11 protein-coding genes are annotated in these 18,396 nt (G+C 63.2%); 9 read left to right on the forward strand and 2 right to left on the reverse strand.

Annotation, left to right across the window (positions count from 1 at the left end; genetic code table 11):
• The 9 genes from AC11W3_RS13830 to AC11W3_RS13870 form a co-directional block, all read left to right on the forward strand.
• Nucleotides 1-3,122 (forward strand): multidrug efflux RND transporter permease subunit (locus tag AC11W3_RS13830; protein WP_484093167.1); only part of this gene is annotated, 3,122 nt, incomplete at its 5' end.
• Nucleotides 3,123-3,336: 214 nt separating this feature from the next.
• Nucleotides 3,337-3,738, forward strand: a complete 402-nt coding sequence (locus AC11W3_RS13835) for an endonuclease domain-containing protein (protein WP_484093168.1) — start codon at nt 3,337-3,339, stop codon at nt 3,736-3,738.
• Nucleotides 3,739-3,845: 107 nt separating this feature from the next.
• Complete coding sequence (locus AC11W3_RS13840) at nt 3,846-6,974, forward strand: multidrug efflux RND transporter permease subunit (RefSeq protein WP_484093169.1); 3,129 nt, start codon at nt 3,846-3,848, stop codon at nt 6,972-6,974.
• A 220-nt stretch (nt 6,975-7,194) separates the two neighbouring features.
• Nucleotides 7,195-8,679, forward strand: coding sequence for an efflux transporter outer membrane subunit (locus AC11W3_RS13845; protein WP_484090721.1), 1,485 nt, complete (start codon nt 7,195-7,197; stop codon nt 8,677-8,679).
• Between the two features lie 110 nt (nt 8,680-8,789).
• Entirely contained in the window at nt 8,790-9,506 is a 717-nt protein-coding gene (locus AC11W3_RS13850; RefSeq protein WP_484090720.1) for a hypothetical protein, read from the forward strand.
• A gap of 413 nt (nt 9,507-9,919) precedes the next feature.
• The gene (locus tag AC11W3_RS13855) at nt 9,920-10,612 is read left to right on the forward strand and encodes a lipid-binding SYLF domain-containing protein (RefSeq protein WP_484090719.1); all 693 of its coding nucleotides are present in this window, start codon (nt 9,920-9,922) and stop codon (nt 10,610-10,612) included.
• Between the two features lie 352 nt (nt 10,613-10,964).
• Complete coding sequence (locus tag AC11W3_RS13860; protein WP_484090718.1) at nt 10,965-11,801, forward strand: hypothetical protein; 837 nt, start codon at nt 10,965-10,967, stop codon at nt 11,799-11,801.
• 456 nt (nt 11,802-12,257) lie between these two features.
• On the forward strand, nt 12,258-12,776 hold the full coding sequence (locus tag AC11W3_RS13865) for a TOL_0243 family YfiR-like periplasmic protein (protein ID WP_484093170.1): 519 nt from the start codon (nt 12,258-12,260) through the stop codon (nt 12,774-12,776).
• An 8-nt stretch (nt 12,777-12,784) separates the two neighbouring features.
• A complete protein-coding gene (locus AC11W3_RS13870) occupies nt 12,785-15,271 on the forward strand; it encodes an ATP-binding protein (RefSeq protein ID WP_484090716.1) in 2,487 nt (828 codons plus the stop codon).
• On the opposite strand, the gene murB is transcribed toward AC11W3_RS13870, so the two are convergent.
• Together murB and AC11W3_RS13880 are read right to left on the reverse strand one after the other, a co-directional pair.
• Complete coding sequence (gene murB / locus AC11W3_RS13875) at nt 15,210-16,193, reverse strand: UDP-N-acetylmuramate dehydrogenase (protein WP_484090715.1); 984 nt, start codon at nt 16,191-16,193, stop codon at nt 15,210-15,212. The two genes, AC11W3_RS13870 and murB, sit on opposite strands and share 62 nt — an antisense overlap.
• A 714-nt stretch (nt 16,194-16,907) precedes the next feature.
• The gene (locus AC11W3_RS13880; RefSeq protein WP_484091926.1) at nt 16,908-18,293 is read right to left on the reverse strand and encodes a sensor histidine kinase; all 1,386 of its coding nucleotides are present in this window, start codon (nt 18,291-18,293) and stop codon (nt 16,908-16,910) included.
• Nucleotides 18,294-18,396: the final 103 nt, after the last annotated feature.

Genomic DNA, 18,396 nt, shown 5'->3' on the forward strand with positions numbered 1-18,396 from the left:
GGACCATGAACATCTCGCGTCAATTCATTCTGCGACCGGTGGCGACCACGCTGTTGATGGTCGCCATCTTGCTGGCGGGGGCCGCAGCCTACCGGCTTTTGCCGGTGTCGGCGCTTCCCCAGGTCGACTACCCGATCATCCAGGTGCGGACCTTCTACCCCGGCGCAAGCCCGGAGGTGATGGCGACCTCGGTCACGGCGCCGCTGGAGCGGCAGTTCGGCCAGATGCCCGGCCTCACCCAGATGACCTCGACCAGCTCCAACGGGAGCTCGGTCATCACGCTCCAGTTCACCCTCGACCTCTCGCTAGACGATGCCGAGCAGGAGGTGCAGGCGGCCATCAACTCGAGCTTCACCTTCCTGCCGCGGGACCTTCCCAACCCCCCTGTCTACAGCAAGGTGAACCCCGCCGACACCCCTGTTTTGACCCTGGCGCTCAGCTCCAACGCCCTGCCGCTGCCCCAGGTGGAGGACCTGGCCGATACCCGCTTTGCCCAAAAGATCTCCCAGCTCCCCGGCGTCGGCCTGGTCAGCATCAGTGGGGGGCAGCGCCCGGCGGTCCGCATTCACGCCAATCCCACCGCTCTCGCCTCGTACGGCGTGACCATGGAGGATCTGCGCAGCGCCATCGCCGCAGCCAACGTCAACCAGGCCAAAGGGGGCTTCGACGGACCGCGCCAGGCCTTCATCATCGGCGCCAACGACCAGCTCTACTCCAGCAAAGACTTCCAGCCGCTGATAGTCGCCTACCGCAACGGCGCCCCCGTCAAGCTGACCGATGTCGCGCAGGTCATCGACGACACGGAGAATGTCAACCAGGCGGCATGGATGAACGAGACGCCTGCGGTAATCGTGAACATCCAGCGCCAGCCGGGCGCCAACGTGATCGAGGTGGTGGACAGGATCAAGGGGCTGCTGCCGCAGTTGCAGGGCTCGCTTCCCGCCTCGATCAAGGTGCAGGTACTCACCGACCGCACAACCACCATCCGGGAATCGGTGAAGGACGTGCAGTTGGAGCTCCTCCTGGCGGTAGTGCTGGTGGTGATGGTGATCTTCCTCTTCCTGAGGTCGCTGCCGGCCACCGCCATCCCGAGCGTCGCGGTGCCGCTGTCACTGGTCGGCACCTTCGGCATCATGTATCTGCTCGGTTTCTCGCTCAACAACCTCTCGCTGATGGCGCTCACCATCTCCACCGGTTTCGTGGTCGACGACGCCATCGTCATGATCGAAAATATCTCGCGCTACGTGGAGGTGGGGGAGAGTCCGCTCCAGGCGGCCCTGAAGGGGGCGGAGCAGATAGGGTTCACCATCCTCTCCCTTACCATCTCGCTGATCGCGGTGCTGATACCGCTCCTCTTCATGGGGGACGTGGTGGGACGGCTCTTCCGCGAGTTCGCCATCACCCTGGGCGTCACCATCCTCATTTCGGCGGTGGTGTCGCTCACCCTCACCCCGATGATGTGCGCCCGGCTCTTGAAACATATCCCGGAGGAGAAGCAGGGATGGTTCTATCACGCCTCAGGGCGCTTCTTCGACCGGACCATCGAGAGGTACGGCAGGTCTCTGCGCTACGTGCTGAAGCACCAAGGCGCGACGCTCCTGGTGGCGGTGGCGACCCTGGTCATCACGGTGCTCCTGTACATCTACATTCCCAAGGGGTTCTTCCCTATCCAGGACACGGGGGCGATCCAGGGGATATCGGAGGCGCCCCAATCGATCTCCTTCGCTGCCATGGCCGAGCGGCAGCAGGCGCTGGCCCGGGTGATCCTGCAGGACCCGGCGGTCGTAAGCCTCTCCTCGTTCATCGGCGTCGATGGGACCAACCCGACCCTCAACTCCGGCCGGATACTGATCAACCTCAAGCCGCACTCGCAACGGGACCTGAGCGCGAGCGAAGTGATCCGCAGGCTGCAGCCTGAACTGGCAAAGGTCCCGGGAATCCAGCTCTTCATGCAGCCGGTGCAGGACCTGACAGTGGACGCCAGGGTCAGCCGGACCCAGTTCCAGTACACCCTGGAGGACCCGAATACAGAAGAGCTGAAGCTTTGGGCGCCGAAGGTGCTGGAGGTGCTATCCAGGCGCGACGAGCTCCGCGACGTAAGCTCCGACCAGCAGGACCTGGGGCTGATGATGGCGCTCGACATCGACCGTGCCACCGCCTCCAGGCTCGGCATCAACATGCAGCTGATCGACGACACCCTTTACGACGCCTTCGGCCAGCGCCAGATCTCCACCATCTTCACCGAGCTGAACCAGTACCGCGTGGTCCTATCCGTGCAGGACGAATTCAAGAGAGGCCCCGGGGGGCTCGACTCCATCTACCTGCGCGGCAGCACCGGTGGGAGCATCCCCCTTTCCAGCCTGAGCCGCGCGAGCGAAACGACCACGCCGCTGGTGGTGAACCGGCAGGGGCAGTTCCCCGCCGTCACCACCTCGTTCAACCTGGCCCCTGGCGTCTCGCTCGGCGGCGCCGTCGCAGCGATCGAGGAGGCGACGAGGAACATGGGGCTTCCCGCCAGCATCCGCGGGACCTTCCAGGGGACAGCACAGGCCTTCCAGGAATCGCTCAAGAGCCAGCCAATACTGATCCTGGCCGCGCTGATCACGGTCTACATAGTGCTCGGCGTGCTCTACGAGAGCTTCATCCACCCCGTCACCATACTCTCCACCCTGCCGTCCGCCGGCGCCGGGGCCGTCTTCTCGCTGATAGTTTGCCGGCAGGACCTGACCGTGGTAGCCCTGATCGGCATCATCCTGTTGATCGGGATCGTCAAGAAGAACGGGATCATGATGGTCGACTTCGCCATCGACGCCGAGCGCAACGAGGGGAAGCCCCCGGAGGAGGCGATCTTCCAGGCGTCACTTTTGAGGTTCAGGCCGATCATGATGACCACCTTTGCCGCGTTGCTGGGAGCCCTGCCCCTGGCGCTCGGCCACGGAGTGGGGAGCGAGCTGCGCCGGCCGCTGGGGATCTCCATCATCGGGGGATTACTGATCAGCCAGATCCTGACACTCTACACCACCCCGGTGATCTACCTCGCCTTCGACAGATTGTCGAGAAGGGTGATGAAGCGGGCAGCCAGCAAGCCGCCGGGGCCCGGGGGGGATGTGGTGGAAGAGTAGGAGGGAAAGGAGAGGCAAATCCCCCCTGTCCCCCCTTTGTCAAGGGGGGGGCGTGAGGGGAGGCTTGGTGGCCCGACGAGCGACAATATACGATGGGGCAGGTTCGTCGAATTTTGGATCACTCGCGGAATCAGGTGCCATTGGCGCAATGGGAAAGAAAGACATCCTGACAGTCCCCCCCTTGATAAAGGGGGGCTAGGGGGGATTGCTTCTTATGAAATACCGTCTCTACACTCCGAGCCTGAAAGGCCCTTCTCGGACGTTGCGTAAGAAGATGACAGATGCTGAGCTCCTGCTTTGGTCCCGCTTGCGTAGGAAACAGATCCTGGGCATCCAGTTCCACTCGCAGAAGCCGATCGGCCCGCATGTGGTTGATTTCTATGCCCCTGCTGTTGATCTCGTGATCGAGGTTGATGGGAGTCAGCATCTCGAGGACGAGAATCAAGTCTCGGACCGCGAGCGTGATGAGTTTCTCTCGAAACATGGGCTCTCGGTGCTGCGTTTCGATAATAGACAGGTGCTGGGTGAGACGGATGCAGTGCTTCAGGAAATATTCCGCGTCTGCCGGGAACGGCTAAATCCCCCCTGTCCCCCCTTTGTCAAGGGGGGGACGTAAGGCCAGCGGGATTCGGTAGTACTTGAGGAGGTTTTCTGTATGCCGGGTGGAGACTATCTCCACCTTCATCAACAGGGGGTAAAAGTCACCTAATTCGGTGCCGCACCATGAACTTTTCATCCATCTTCATATCCCGCCCGGTGGCAACTTCGCTGCTGACACTGGGGCTGGTGCTGTCGGGGATCATCGCCTTCCACCTCCTCCCGGTGTCGCCGCTTCCCCAGGTGGACTTCCCCACCATCTCGGTCTCGGCCTCCCTCCCGGGCGCGGATCCGGAGACGATGTCGACCTCGGTCGCGGCCCCCCTGGAACGCCAGTTCGGCCGCATTGCGGGTGTCACGGAGATGACTTCGACGAGCTCCCGCGGCTCGACCAACATCACCCTCCAGTTCGAACTGAACCGGGACATCAACGGCGCCGCCCGCGACGTGCAGGGCGCCATCAACGCGGCGCGCGGCTATCTCCCGGCGAACCTCCCGAGCAACCCGAGCTACCGCAAGGTGAACCCGTCGGACGCGCCGATCCTGATCCTGTCGCTCACCTCGGACACCATGTCCAAGCCGCAGCTATACGATGCAGCCTCCAGCATCCTGCAGCAAAAGCTCTCCCAGGTGAAGGGGGTGGGGCAGGTCTTGGTGGGGGGGAGCTCGCTCCCGGCGGTCCGCGTCGAACTCAACCCGCTGCAGCTCAGCCGCTACGGCATCAGCCTCGATGAGGTCCGCGGCGTCATCTCGTCGAGCACGGTGAACCGCCCCAAGGGGTCGCTGCACTCGGCCGACAAGAGCTGGACGATCGCGACCAACGACCAGCTCGCCTCGGCCCAGGATTACCTGCCGCTCGTGGTGACCTACCGCTCCGGCGCCGCCGTCAGGCTCTCGGACGTGGCAAGCGTGCGGGACTCGGTAGAGGATATCCGCACCACGGGGATCGTCAACGGCAAGCCCGCCGTCATGGTCATCCTCTTCCGGCAGCCAGGCGCCAACATCATAGAGACGGTGGACAACGTGAGGGCCCTGCTGCCGCAGCTCAAGGCGGCACTTCCCGCTGCCATCGATCTTTCGGTCGTGGTCGACCGCACCCCCCCGATCCGGGCCTCGCTCCACGACGTGGGGCTATCCCTGGTAATCTCGGCCATGCTGGTGATCCTGGTCGTATTCTGGTTCCTGCGCAACGTCCGCGCCACCCTGATCCCGGCGGTCGCCGTAGCGGTCTCCATCATAGGGACCTTCCTGGCCATGTACCTCTGCGGCTACTCCCTCGACAACCTCTCCCTGATGGCGCTTGCCGTCGCGACCGGTTTCGTGGTCGACGACGCCATCGTGGTGCTGGAGAACATCACCCGGTACCGGGAGATGGGGCACTCGCCCCTGCAGGCCGCGCTCATCGGAAGCCGGGAGATCGCTTTCACGGTCTTCTCCATGAGCGTCTCGCTGGTCGCGGTCTTCATCCCGATCCTCCTCATGGGGGGGATGGTGGGGAGGCTCTTCCGGGAGTTCGCGGTCACCCTGTCGGCGGCCATCATGGTCTCGCTGGTCGTCTCCCTGACCCTCACCCCGATGATGTGCGCAACGGTCCTTAAGCTGGAGGAGCCGCGCGAGCACGGGATCGTCTTCCGGGCCAGCGAACGGATGTTCGACTGGATGCACCGGAACTACCAGACGACGCTTCGCTGGGCGCTCAGGCACCACCGGATCATGCTGTTGGTGATGCTCTCCACGGTGGTGGTCAACATCCTCCTCTTCTACATGACGCCGAAGGGTTTCTTCCCCGAGCAGGACACCGGCCGGCTCGCCGGCAACATCCAGGCGGCGCAGGACATCTCGTTCCAGGCGATGAGCGAGAAACTGGCGGAGGTGGTCGCCATCATCCAGAAGGACCCCGACGTGGAGTACGTGGTCGGCTTCACCGGCGGGGGAGGGTCGGCCACCAATACCGGGCGCATGTTCATCTCGCTGAAACCCTTCGAGGCCCGCAAGTCATCCGCCCAGCAGATCATCAAGAGGCTGCGCGGCAAGTTATCCTCCATCCCGGGGGCGCCGACCTTCCTGCAGCCGGTGCAGGACCTCAGGGTCGGCGGGAGGGTCAGCAGCGCCCTTTACCAGTACACGTTGCAGGGGGACAACCTGGCCGAGTTGAACGCGGGTTCGCAGAGGCTGCTCGGGAAGTTGAGGACGGTGCCGCAGCTGGTCGACCTCTCCAGCGACCTGCAGGACAGGGGGCGCGAGGCGACGCTGGTGATAGACCGCCCGACCGCCTCCCGGCTCGGCATCACCCCGCAGGTGATCGACAGCACGCTTTACGACGCCTTCGGGCAGCGCCAGGTCGGCATACACTACACCCTCTTGAACCAGTACCACGTGGTCATGGAGGTGGACCCGGCCTTCTGGCAGCGCCCCGAGACGCTGAACGACATCTACGTCCCCTCCAGCACCGGGACCCTGGTGCCCCTCTCCGCCTTCACCCGCTTCGAACGCAACGCGTCGCCGCTCGCCGTGAACCACCAGGGGCAGTTCCCCTCCATCACGCTCTCCTTCAACCTCTCGCCGGGGGTGGCGCTGGGAGAGGCCGTCAAGGCGATCAGCGCCGCCTCCAGGGAGATCGGCCTCCCCGCGGGCGTGCGCGGGAGCTTTTCGGGGACGGCGCAGGCCTTCCAGTCCTCGCTTGCCAACGAGCCTTTCCTGGTCCTCGCGGCGCTGATGACGGTCTACATCGTGCTCGGCATCCTGTACGAGAGCTACATGCACCCGTGGACCATCCTCTCCACCCTGCCGTCGGCCGGCGTGGGTGCGGTGCTCTCGCTGATGTTCTTCAGGATCGACCTGAGCCTGATGGCCATCATCGGTGTCATCCTGCTGATAGGGATCGTGAAGAAAAACGGCATCCTGATGGTGGACTTCGCCCTTTCCGCTGAGCGCACCGAGGGGAAGAAGCCCGAGGATGCCATCTACGAGGCCTGCCTCCTCCGCTTCCGGCCCATCATGATGACCACTATGGCCGCGCTGCTGGGGGCCATGCCTCTCGCCGTGGGTACCGGTGTCGGGAGCGAGCTGCGCCGCCCGCTGGGGATCTCCATAGTGGGCGGACTGATCTTCAGCCAGCTCCTCACCCTTTATACGACGCCGGTGGTCTATCTGTACATGGACCGGCTCAGGGGCTGGATCAACCGCAAGCGCGGCAAAAGCGAGGGGAGAAGGGCCTACGAGGCGGGTAAGGCGGAGGTGGAAGGCAGGGAGTAGGGCTGGGGACTGGGGCCTAGACAACGACCTTTTTGCGGGGCACGTGCTTCGACAGGCTCAGCACGAACGGCTTCATGATATGTGCTCCGACGGGCTCAGCACGAATGGATGAATTGGATCGGGGCGCAGGACGTATCGCCGTTCACCCTGAGCTTGTCGAAGGGTGTGCTGGACTCGTCACAACTGGTAGGTGGTCAGTTTCGGATAGATAGGTGCGATCATGGGCAAATACAGCCTCTTTACTAAAATAGTCATTTCAGCCGCCGCGGCTACGCTCGCCGCCTGCACGGTTGGGCCCGATTATGTCCGTCCCTCCGCGCCGGCGCCGGAGGTCTTCAAGGAGACGGTGGGGTGGAAAATCGCCCAACCAGGTCGCGGCAGGCTGGACCAGCGCTGGTGGGAACTCTTCAACGACCCGGTGCTGACCGCCCTCGAGGAGCAGGTGGCGATCTCCAACCAGAACATCATCCAGGCGGAGGCCCACTTCCGACAGGCAAAGGCCCTGGTCCGGGAGGCCCGTGCCGGATACTTCCCCACGGTCACCGTAGGACCTTCGATCACCCATTCGGTCAGAGGCGGTACCGGTTCCGGCACGACCACCACCAGCGGCGGCACCACCATCACCACGGTACGGGGAAGTTCCACGGCCGCCACCGAGTATTCCCTCCCCTTCGACCTCAGCTGGGAGGCGGACGTCTGGGGCCGGATCCGGCGCAGCGTGGAAGCCAACAAGGCAGCGGCCCAGGCGACCGAGGCGGACCTTGCCGCCGCCACGCTGAGCGCACAGAGCGAACTGGCGCAGGATTACTTCCTCCTGCGCGCCCAGGATGCGGAGAAAAAGCTCCTGGACGAAACGGTGGCGAGCTACCAGAGGGGGCTGGATCTGACCCGCAACCGCTATAACAGCGGGATTGCGGCGAGGTCGGACCTCCTCCAGGCGGAAACCCAGCTGCAGACTGCACAAGCCCAGGCGATCGATCTGGGGGTGCAGCGGTCCCAGCTCGAACATGCCATCGCCATGCTGGTCGGCAAGCCGGCCTCGTCCTTCTCTCTTCCTGTGGCGCCGCTGGCCGAGATTTTCCCGGACATACCGGCCGGTCTCCCCTCGCAGCTCCTTGAGCGCCGCCCCGACATCGCCGGGGCCGAAAGGAGGATGGCCGCAGCCAACGCCCAGATCGGAGTCGCCATGGCGGCCTATTACCCGAGTGTCCGTTTGAGCGCCTCAGCCGGTCTTCAGGCCCTCACCCCGGCCGACTGGTTTTCCTGGCCCAGCCGTTTCTGGGCCGTCGGGGCCGCGGTCTCTGAAACCCTTTTCGATGGCGGCCTCAGGAAGGGGCAGACCGAAGAGGCGAGGGCGGCCTATGATGCCACCGTCGCTGCGTATCGGCAGACGGTGCTGACGGCCTTCCAGGAGGTGGAGGATAATCTGGCCGCCTTGCGCATACTGGAGGCCGAGGCGAGGGTGCAGGATGAGGCGGTGAGGTCGTCACGCGATACGCTGACTGTGACGCTGAACCAGTACAAGGCAGGCATCGTAAGCTATCTGAACGTGGTGATATTCCAGGCGATCGCCCTCGCCAACGAGAGAAGCGCCGTCTCAATCCAGTCCCGGCGGCTCACTGCCAGCGTCCTCCTGGTCAAGGCACTCGGAGGGGGATGGGATGCCTCCTCTTTGGCGGACGTCGTTGATAAACCGGGACATTGAGGGCCCTACTTCGCCAGCGACTCTGTCGACGAAGGATGTATCAGCTTGTCAAAGTGATCCTCTTGCGATAGTATCAGGCCCTCCTAACGCTGGTATCCTGAGAGGAAGTAATGTACACATCTTTGCGAGCACTGGACTGCATCAAGATCACCTTTCTCATAGTTATGGTAATGACCATTGCAGGCTGCGGCGGAGTGGACTGGTTCCCCGCCTATAAGAGACTGCCGACGACTCCGGATTTCTTCTCCTTCCCCAGCAAGACAGGTGTAGAACTTGCCACCAAAGTCACTTCGGAGGCCATAACCGTTTCCGGGCTGACCGGAGATAGCAGTCCCATCAAGATCTCCGGCGGAACGAACAGCAAGTACTCCATCAACGACGGTGCCGAGACCGACGCGGAAGGAACGGTGAAAAACGGAGACAAGGTGACGGTCAGTCACACCTCGGCGGCGGCTGTCGGCACCCTGACCACCACCACCGTCGACATCGGCAACCTCTCCGGGACCTTCACCAGCACCACCCGGCTCGTCACCCTCGTGAGCTTCATCTCGCGCACCCAGTTCGGGAACCTCTTTCAAACCTTTGCCGTTGCCACCAGCATCGATACCGCCGGCCACCTGGTGTCGATCACCGATTCCAACAACTCGGCGCTCTTCTCCGTGGCCAACACGGCCGGGGACCCGACTACCTGGTACACGACTTCCAGCGGCAAGGTCACCATCAGCTTCCTCAACGGCCTGCGCATCTTTGTGAGGAAAGAGGATGGGAGTACCACGAAGCTGATCATCGACGACGTGGAGTTCCCCGTCACTTTGCCCGCGCAGTGACGATGTCGGTAGCGAATCCCTCATACAGCGGCACCTCCTCCACCGGGGGAGGTGCTTTCAGTCACTCACTTCCCCAAGTATAAAAAGACCCTTTCTCCTCCTTTGCCCTTTCTTACGCCCTGTGGCTGAATCTGCTGGTTTAACCTAACTATTGCTCTCTATCATCATCCTCCTTCAACCACAGACGGGCGCCCCGATGGTGCCTCTTCTCCAAAGATCGCTCCTGTCATCCCCTCCGCCCATACTCAATACCTTGCCTAATGCCACAGCCTTGGCCCCGCATTGACAACCCCCCTGTCTATGATATCCATACACCTATTGCTCGAATATCAGCCGGTGAAGGTGAAGGCATGGAAATCACGAACGTTGACCGTGCCGATAGGGCCGGACCAAGAGTAAAAGGAGGTTCAACCATGAAGATCGCAAGGGGCATCTCACTGGTATTGGTTGCGTTGTTGCTGGTCGGGGCGTGGGCCACCTCCGCTTTGGCCAGGAACGCGGCCAAGGACGTGCGCGATTCCGCCGAAGTTATCGCCCAAATCGAAAGGATTCCCGAGAAAGGCATCCCGCCGGCACTGCTTCGTAACGCCAAGGCCGTGGTCATCATTCCTGACACCATCAAGGGCGCTTTCGTCGTCGGCGGCCGTCACGGGACCGGCGTGGCCCTGGTCAAGGAAGAGAGCGGGCGCTGGAGCGATCCTCTTTTCGTCTCCATCAGCGGCGCCAGCGTCGGCTGGCAGATCGGAGGCAAGGCAACCGACCTGATCCTGGTCTTCAAGAGCCAGAGAGGGGTGGAAGGACTGCTGAAAGGGAAGTTTACTCTCGGTGCCGACGTCTCGGTCGCTGCCGGGCCGGTCGGGCGCAGCGCTGAAGCGGCTACCGACATCATGCTCAAGTCCGAGATCCTCTCCTACTCCCGCAGCCGCGGGGTCTTCGGAGGCGTTTCCCTCGAGGGGTCTGTCCTCCTGGTCGACCAGGATTCCAACGCCACGTACTACGGCAAACCGCTCACCTCGCAGGAAGTCATCGCCGGCAAGGCCGGCAAGAAGTCTGCCGCCACCAAGCGCCTGCAGCAACTCCTGATCAAGTACTCACACGGAAAATAAGCGGCTTCATGGCACAGGCCTGAGTCGATTTCACCCATGCCCAGGACGCAATCCTGGGCATGTTTCTTATCTCAATTAATCCCTTGCCTGCGGCAGCTTGTTGTGTTAGGGATGTTCAGCCCGGAGGGATCTCCCCGGAAGGGTGGCACAGGGGGGCATGCAGAGTACCAGGTTGCTGATCAGCATTCCGGGCATAGGCGTGATGTTCACCTCGATCCCGGAAGGGGAGTTGGAGAAGCTGAAGAAACTGGCCGGCCTCTAGCTCCGCGTAGATGGCCCTTCGGCGCAAGCCTGTCCGGCTTTCACTTTTGGTCGTGATCTTAATCCTCAACTTTAACGGGTCTCGTTGCAAATGAAGCAGAAAGTCCATACCAGCTTTTCCAGCCGCACGGTGCACTACCCGCAGCTTCTCGTCATCCTCGCAGGTATCGCCCTGGTCTGCCTCCCCGCTTTTCCGGCCGAAGCCAACGGGCCTGCCGTGGCCGGTAGGGAGCAACCGCGGCAGCCGCATGCCAGCGCTGCCCCCGGTAAGGAGCAGCCTCGCCAGGCATACACACTCACCCCGCCGAAGGAGCAGCCGCGGACAGCCCCGGCGCCCCGGGTAAACCCCGTCGCCTCGGAGCTGGAGTCAGTCTCGACGTCCGCGGAGGAGATCTTCGAGCTGGCGTCGGCCGGCAGGGTCGACCGCATAGGCAAAAAACTCGAAGGGCTGAAAAGAACCGCAGCCTCCCTTCCCATAGTCCAGGACGATTCCAACAGCATGCTGTTGTCCCGCCTCAAGCACACCGTCACCGAGCTCGATCAGGCGCTGGCCGCCAAGGACCGGCTGGAAATGATGCGCTATGCCAACAGGATTACCCTCATTGCCGCAACGGTGGCGGTCCAGTTCCGGCCCGGCGTCCCGACCGAGGTCTCTCTTCTCGACTACAACGCCCGGGAGCTGGGGATCTGGTCGGAGACCAGGAGGAACGAGAAACTGGCCAACATCGTGATGCGGATGCACCTGACCTGGCAGACCCTGATGCCCAAGCTGGTCGACCGCAACGCCACCAAGGAGCTCAAGCGCTTCTCCGAGGTCATGGGGCGCCTGGAGGTTGCCAAGACGCCGGAGGAGTATGGCCGGCTCTCCAGGCAGGTCACCTCAGAGCTCGGCTCGATCAAGGCGCTCTTTGTGAGACCCGTGAAGTAGTCCCCGCCGCCCCTTCGGGATCACGGGGACCTTTGGGGACCATGTGGACCACGGGAACCACGGGAACCACGGGAACCACGGGAACCTTTTCCGTAGGAGCGCCTTCCAGGCGCGAACCCCTTCATCAGCGTGTCGGTTGCCAGTGGTTCATCACAGCCGACTCCCGCTCTCGCTCGTTTCCGCCTCCCAACGTTCCCGTCGCAGTCGCCGCAGTACCTTTTCCCCTTCGCACGACCCGGCCCGCGCCCCGCCACACCTGTCAGCTTTTCCTCAAGTTTTCCACACGCCTGCCGACAAGCAGCAAGGGGTTTCGGTTCTCATTGATCAAGTCCTGGCATCCCCTTAATAAAATATCCCTCTTGAAAATCCCGAGGAACCATGGCCATTGGGCCGGCGATACATAGGGCTGTAAGTCCGCTTATACCGAGCCTGATGCGCTGCCCGAGGCAGGGCGCCGTGCTCCTCGCACTCTTCCTTTCGCTGCTGGCGGGGAGTGCCGGTACGCTGGCGGCCTCGCCGGCAAGCCCCGAGTACCAGGTCAAGGCCGCCTTCCTCTACAACTTCCTGAAGTTCGTGGAGTGGCCCGATGGCATGAGCTCGCCATCCACCATCTGCATTGGGATCCTGGGACGCGACCCTTTCGACGACGCCCTCGATGCGGTGAAGGGGAAAACCGCCAAGGGGCGCAGGATCATCGTGACCCACTTCCGCACCGTCGAGGAGGTCAAAGGGTGCGACCTCCTCTTCATTTGCGCCTCTGAAAAGGGCCGCCTCTCCCACATCCTCAGACAAGCCCACAGCTTACGGATACTGACGGTCGGGGATCAGGACGGCTTCTGCGAGGCCGGAGGGATGATTAATCTGGTCTTCATTAAAAAACGTGTCGGTTTCGACGTCAACCTTGCCGCAGCCACCCGCGCCAGGCTCAGGGTCAGCTCTCAGTTGCTGAAGCTTGCGCACGACGTGTCGGAATAGGGGGGCTGATGATCTGCCGCTTTCGCGATTTCTCCATAAGACAAAAGCTGATCGCCATACTCCTGCTGACCAACTGCATCGTCCTTGCCGTGGTCGGCGCAGCCTTCGTGGTCAACGAGGCTGCCAGCTTCCTGACCGAGGAGCGCGGGGAACAGGAAGCGGTCTCGGAGATCGTCGCCAACAACACCTCCGCCGCCGTTGCCTTCAACGACCGCAACGCCGCCGCGGACACCCTCTCCGGTCTCAAGGCCAAGCCGGAAATCACGGCGGCCTTCGTGGTCCTGAAAAACGGAGAGTCCCTGGCCTCGTACTTCGGGAAAGGGGTGCAGCTGCGGCAGGTTCCCTTCGCCTCCGCTTCCGGCGACGGCTTCCGTATCGACGGCGCGAAGCTCACCCGCTTGCTGCAGGAGTCACGTTCCCCCTTCGCCATACGGCATGACCTCTACGCCCAGGCACCGATCGTCCTGGACGGCCAGCAGATCGGCATGGTGGTGATCCAGGCCGACAGCCGGGAGTTCACCGAGCGCCTCCGGTCCTTCTTCGCCCTGGTGACCGGTGTCATGATCGGCGGGCTGCTGCTGGTCTACCTCCTTGCCTCACGGCTGCAGCGGGTGATTTCCGACCCGATCATGCACCTGGTCGAGGTCATGAAGGCCGTCAGTCGCGACAAGAGCTACGCCCTCAGGGCCAGGAAGGAAGGGGACGACGAGCTCGGGACCCTGATCGACGGCTTCAACGAGATGCTGGTGCAGATCCAGCAGCGCGACGAGAAGCTGGAGGCCAACCGCGACGAGCTGGAGGAGGTGGTGTTGAACCGGACCGCCGAGCTCTCGTCGACCAACCTGGAACTCAACCAGACCGTGGCCAAGCTGCAGCAGGCCAAGGAGGCAGCGGAAGCCGCCAACATCGCCAAATCGCAGTTCCTCGCCAACATGAGCCACGAGATACGCACCCCCATGAACGGGGTGTTGGGGATGATCTCCCTGCTGCTGGAGAGCGGCCTGGCCGGTGAGCAGCAAGGGTTCGCCGAGGGGGTACGGGCCTCGGGCGAGTCCCTCCTCTCGATAATCAACAGCATCCTCGACTTCTCCAAGATCGAGGCGGGACGGATGGAGCTGGAACTCTCCGTATTCGACCTCCAGGCCCTCGTCTCGGAGGTGAGGCTGATGTTCTCCACGGCGGCGCGGCGCAAGGGGCTCGGGCTTAAGCTGGCGGTTCAGGGGGGGGTGCCGCGGCACCTGGAGGGCGACCAGGTGCGTCTCCGCCAGATCCTGGTGAACCTGGTCGGGAACGCCTTGAAGTTCACCAGCCGGGGTGAGGTGTCGCTGCGGATCAGCCGGATGGAGGGTGGAGGCGAGGCTTTGCTGCTGCGCTTCGAGGTGGCCGATACAGGGATCGGCATCGACCACGAAGCCCAGCTGCGGATCTTCGACAGCTTCACCCAGGCCGACTATTCCACCACCCGCAACTACGGTGGCACCGGCCTGGGCCTCGCCATCGCCAGGCAGCTGGCCGAGCTGATGGGCGGGGAGATGGGGGTGGAAAGCGAACCGGGGGAAGGCTCGACCTTCTGGTTCACCGCCCGTTTCGGCGCCGCTTTGCCGGAGGCCGCGGCCATTTGCTCCGGGGCCGGCGCGGACGGGAAAGAGCCGGATATCGCCGCTTTCGATGCCGCCGTCCTGGTCGCCGAAGACAACCCGGTGAACCAGGAGGTGGTACGGCACATGCTGAAGATGCTGGGCTGCCGGGTGGAGATCGCCCAGAACGGTCTTGAAGTGGTCGCCGCCGCCAGGGCTGGAGGTTTCGACCTCATCCTGATGGACTGCCAGATGCCGCAGCTCGACGGCTTCGCAGCCTGCGCCCTGATCCGCGGCCACGAGGAGGCGGCCGGGGGCGGCCGGGTCCCGGTGGTGGCCCTCACCGCCAATGCCATCGCCGGCGACCGGGAGCGCTGCTTCGCCGCCGGGATGGACGATTACCTGACCAAGCCCTACGGCATCGGGCAGCTGCGGGGAGTCCTGCAGCGCTGGCTGCCGGAAAAGGCGCGGCCGGTTGCCGGACCGCCGGAAGGGGAGGTGGCGAGGGAGGGACATGATTCGCTGCCGGGGCAGGGAGAGACCCTTTCCCAGGCGGGAAGCGGGGCTGCGGACTTCGATGTCAAGGGGCTTCTCGACCGGCTGGGGGAGGCGCAGTACCTGGAGATGTTCGTTGACAGATACCAGGAGAGCACGGCTGGATTGATGACCGCCCTCGACAAGGCCATCGCTGAGGGGGATTGTGACGTCGCCACCATGCATGCTCACAGCGTGAAGGGAGCTGCTGCCAACATCGGCGCCGAGGCTATGCGCTGCATTGCTGCGCGGATAGAGGAGGATGCCGGCAACGGAGTTGCCGCCGAGCTCTCCCTGATGTACCGGGAGTTGGAAGGATCCTTCAGGCGTTTTCGGGAAGTTGCACCAGATCTGATTCGGCAGGAACTACTGGAGAGGGGGTAAATCCCAGGCAGCTGACCTCCTCCTGGAGCTCTACCCCGAGGGCCGCCAGGACCCTCCCTTTTACGAGTTCGGCCAGGCGCAGCATGTCGTCGGCGGTGGCCCTGCCGCTGTTCACCAGGTAGTTGGCGTGCTGGGAGCTGACGGCGGCTCCGCCGACGCTGGTATTGCGTAATCCCGCCTGATCGATCAGCCACCCCGCCGGAATCCTACCCTCCCGGCAGCGGACATGCTGATCCTCTTCGAACCTGCTGATCAAGCCGCTGTCGCTCACCACAGGGTTCATGAAGAACGAGCCGACGCTCCCTTCGCATTGCAGGTTCCTGGCGGAACGCTTGATCAGGGTCGCCTGCACCCTCTGGTGGATCTCATCCCGGTTGTCAGGAGAGAGCTCCAACAGTGCCGCCACCACGATCAGGCGCCGGTCATCCTTGAAGAGGCTGTTGCGGTACCTGAACCGGCATTGCTCCCGGTTGAGGGCCACAAGGTCCAGGGTATCGGCCTCCAGGGCGAATATCCTGTGGCAGAGCTCGCCGATGCAGGTCCCATAGGCCCCGGCGTTGCCCCGCACCGCTCCTCCGACCAGTCCCGGAATCCCCGCCAGCGACTCCATCCCTGCCAGCCCCCGGTCCGCGGTATGGTGCACCAGCCAGGTCAGGTCAACCCCCGCCCCCGCATTTACCCAAGTTCCCGCTATGGCCACACCCTCCAGCTTGAGCCTGATCACCAGGCCATCGAAGCCGTCGTCGCTCACCAGCAGATTGCTCCCCCCACCGAGTATGGCGAAGGGGACCTTGCTCTCATCGGCAAAACTGACCGCCTCCCGCAGCTCCGAGAGGCTGCGGGCAGTAGTGAAAAAGCGGGCAGGTCCGCCGATGACGAGGGAGGTGTAGGGCGCCAGCAGTTCGTTTTCCTGGATGACCATGAGGGTACCTTGCAGCAGAGATTAGAGGCACTGTAAATAATACAGGACTTTGCCGCCAGGGCGATGATTTATTTAGGGATTTCGACCGACAGGCCGGAAAGGCGGGCGATGCGGTTCATCCCCTGCACCGTCTTTCGGACGATGTAGGTCCCGCTTCGTGCCGAGGAACTGGCCTGCTCGGAGTTTTAGGCTGCGCGGGGGCTGGAGAACGGGGCGAGGTCAACAAATGTACTCAAGTAGAAGTGGTGGCGGGCGATAAGGATTAGCGTGGCGGAAACGGTGCGGGCGGACGCAGAAGGCGACGTTCAGCCGGAGCTTTTTGATATAACTTCCGGCCCGGGTGCGAGAACTGCGGCTCCTCCCCGGGCATCCTTTCCGTAATTCCCTGAACTCTGGCGCGGCCGATACCGCAGAGTTGCAATCAGATAGGGCACGGCTGTCGCTCCCCGACGGCACGTGCCCTTTTTTTGTGCCCGCCGGCTGCACAACAAGTTCCCTCTCCCTCCGGTTCCGGGGGCAGGGAGGAGGGACGCAAGCCATGCGGTGGCGGCTCTCCCTTTCGTAGGAGCGCCCTCCCAGGCGCGAACCGCAGCAACGATGCCGCTCCTACGGCAAATCCCCCCTGTCCCCCCTTTGACAAGGGGGGGATGCAACGGCCACCGACTTCCGCACAAGCACCTTCCCCGGTGTCCCCCTTCCCGGAAGGGCACGGCCCTAGGCGATGGGGACATCCACGGCGATGCGGGTCCCTTCGCCGGCCCGCGAGGCGACCTGAAAGGTTCCCTTCACAAGATCCGCCCGCTCTGCCATGCCGACCAGTCCGAGGCGCCCGTCCCCTCTTGCCCCGGAGGCCGTGCAATCGAAGCCTCTGCCGTTATCGGTGATGCGCATCCTGAGAATGGGGTGGGAGGCGACCAGGCGGATTTCGACCTCCGTGGCCGAGGCGTGCCTGACCACGTTGTGGAGCGCCTCCTGGCAGATGCGGTAGAGGTTGATCTCGACCTCCGCCGAGAGCCGCACCCCTTCCATGCCGTGGGGCCGGAAATCCACCTTGACTCCATGTCGGGGCGCCACCGTTTCGCAGTGGCTGCGGATGGCCTCCACCAGTCCCAGCCGCTCGAGAGACGAGGGACGCAGCCCCCCGCAGATATCCCTGATCGACTGCACGCTCCCGTGCAGTACCGCCGAGAGTTGGGCCATGCGTCCCGCCACGTCCCCCGGCGCGCCGGAGAGGTCCTCCGCCAGCAGGTCAACCGCGATCTTCGCGGCGCTCAGGCACTGGCCCAGGTCGTCGTGCAACTCGCGCGACAGGTGTTTTCGTTCGTCTTCCTGCACGTTGAGCAGGCGGTGGGACAGGGCACGGATCATCCTCTCCGACTTTCTGCGCTCGGTGATGTCCCGGGCAACCGCCAGCTTGGTGGGGCGGTCCACCCCCGGCATCCTGATCGGGAGTTCGATCACCGAATACCAGAGCCTGGTGACCTCGTTGAAGAACTCCTTGTGGAGAGGGCTATCGGAAATGAAGATGTGGTCGGTGGAGCAGTCCGCGCAGGGGGCGTCGAGGCCGCGGCAGACCTTGTAGCAGAAGTCGGTGGCGAGATCCCCGCACAGGCCCTCCCTCATCTTGCGGTTGGCGTAGACGATCCGGTAGTCGTCGGTCACCACGTAGACCCGGTCCTCCATGGCATCGAGCAGGAGTTTGAGCGTCTCCTGGGAGGCGTGCATCGCTTCGCCGAGGAGCTTGCAGTCGGTGCGGTCCAGGATGGTACCGAGGATGGCCGGCTCTCCCTCCACCTCGATCAGCCTTGCCTCAATCTCGACCCAGAACTGGGTGCCGTCGACCTTGGCCGAAGGCTGTCCCCAGGATACCGTGGCGGAGCCGCCGGAAAAGAGCTGCTCGTGGATCCTGCGGAAGAGGTCTTCGGAATCGCGGTCGGGATAGACGGAGGAGAACATGTCCCGGCCGATCAGTTCCTCCACGGAGGAGTAGCCGAAGATCTTGCCGAAGCGTTCGTTGACGAAGAGGGCCTTGCCGTGCTGGATGACGTAGATGCCGTTGGGGAGGTTGGTGGCGATGCTGCGGAAAAGGTCGGTTTTCATCGGTAACCTTATGCATCATGTGGAGGCTTGACTGCGGTATTACTGATGTCGCGCCAGTATTATGCAATTTTCACCATATGTCAATCCCGCGATGTATGAAAGC

The sequence above is a fragment of the Geomonas sp. genome (assembly GCF_056994735.1).